2 protein-coding genes are annotated in these 1,722 nt (G+C 65.0%); one reads left to right on the top strand and one right to left on the bottom strand.

The window, feature by feature from the left end:
• Positions 1 to 1,207, top strand: a 1,207-nt coding sequence (locus EN935_RS34590) for a peptidoglycan DD-metalloendopeptidase family protein (RefSeq protein WP_127374155.1), incomplete at its 5' end; no start/stop codon positions are given.
• A gap of 120 nt (positions 1,208 to 1,327) precedes the next feature.
• On the opposite strand, the gene EN935_RS34585 is transcribed toward EN935_RS34590, so the two are convergent.
• Positions 1,328 to 1,722, bottom strand: a 395-nt coding sequence (locus EN935_RS34585) for a DUF815 domain-containing protein (RefSeq protein ID WP_127374154.1), incomplete at its 5' end; no start/stop codon positions are given.

The raw sequence follows: 1,722 nt of genomic DNA, 5'->3' as shown, positions 1-1,722 counted from the left end.
CGCACTGGCGCCCGCAGCGAAGCCGATGCGCACCGCATTGGCTCCGGCACCGCATATCGACAGGACCACGACCGGCACCGTCGCTCCGGCCGCATCGCCTTTCAAGGTTGCGCAGCCCGATGAACCGCGCGTGGCGTCCTCTGGTAAGCCGCATGCAACCGAGATTGTCGTTCGGGACGGCGAAACGATCGGCGGCCTGGCGCAGCGCTACAAGGTGCCGTCCGACGTGATCATGAAGGTCAACGGGCTGAGCGCGACCAAGGGGCTGAAGACCGGCCAGAAGCTGATCATTCCGGCCTATGCCTATTCGAGCAAGGGCGAGGCGAAGGTCGCCGATGCCAAGCCGGCGAAGGACGGCAAGCACGATCTGCCGGCCACTGCGCCGGACAAGGTCGCCGTTCTGCCGCAGCAGCCGAAGCTCAAGGAAGGTAAATCCGCCGCTCAGGTCGACACGTCGGCCGCAGCAAGCCAGCCCAAGGAGCCCAAGCCGCAGGTGGCGGCAGCCAAGGCGACTGGCGCTGCTGGCACCTACACGGTTCAGTCGGGCGATACGATGTCCTCGATTGCCAGGAAGACCGGCGTCGGCGTCGTTGCGCTGAAGCAGGCCAACGGGATGAAGGATGGACTGCTCAAGATCGGCCAGACCCTGAAGGTGCCGGCGGGTGGGACCGCGACCGTCGCCAGCGCCAAGCCGGCCAAGACCGATCCGGTGACCACGGCCACCACGCAGCCAGCGGCAAAGACCACGCCGTCGGAAACGCTGGCGTCCTACACGCCGCCGAAGAAAGATTCGAAGGTCATCCAGCAGGCCGAGGACGATGACGCCGTCGCGCCCGACGCCACCGGCATCGGCAAGATGCGCTGGCCGGTACGCGGCCGTGTGATCTCCGGTTTCGGCTCGGGCAAGGATGGTGTCGACATCGCCGTGCCGACGGGAACGCCGGTCAAGGCGGCCGAGAACGGCGTCGTCATCTATGCCGGCGACGGCCTCAAGGAATTCGGCAACACGGTGCTGGTGCGCCACGAGAATGGCCTGGTCACCGTCTACGGCCACGCCAGCTCGATCGAGGTGCAGCGCGGCCAGAAGGTCAAGCGCGGCCAGGAAATCGCGCTGTCAGGCATGAGCGGCACGACGGACTCACCGAAGCTGCACTTCGAAGTGCGCAAGAACTCCGCCCCGGTCGATCCCTCCGGCTATCTCGAATAGTCGGGGGTTATCTCGAATAGAAGAAAAAAAGCTATTTGCGGGACGTCTGACCTCCAGTCCGCCCGCCGGCTCAGCCCGCTCCGCAAGGAACGGGCTCTTTCAGTTCAGCTCGACTCCAGTTTAATCCTTGAGCGGCTTGCCGAGCCGTCCGGCCAGGTCCTGGGTGAACTGCCAGGCGACGCGGCCCGAGCGGCTGCCGCGCGTCGTTGCCCATTCCAGCGCCTCAGTGCGCAACTGCTCGGGATCGATGGCCAGGCCATGATGGCTGATATAGCCGTCGATCATGTCGAGATATTCGTCCTGCGAACATTTGTGGAAGCCGAGCCACAGGCCGAAGCGGTCGAGGAAAAGGTGTCGCTGTCCGACCGCTTCGGACGGGTTGATCGCGGTCGAGCGCTCATTGTCGATCATGTCGCGCGGCAACAGATGGCGGCGGTTCGAGGTGGCATAGAAGATGACATTGGCCGGGCGGCCCTCGACACCGCCTTCGAGCGCTGCCTTGAGCGATTTGTAGG

The sequence above is a fragment of the Mesorhizobium sp. M7D.F.Ca.US.004.03.1.1 genome, assembly GCF_003998635.1.
Classification (GTDB): Bacteria; Pseudomonadota; Alphaproteobacteria; order Rhizobiales; family Rhizobiaceae; genus Mesorhizobium; species Mesorhizobium loti.
The sequence above is the reverse complement of the archived record's forward strand: the minus strand, read 5'-3'. Positions and strand labels throughout refer to the sequence as shown.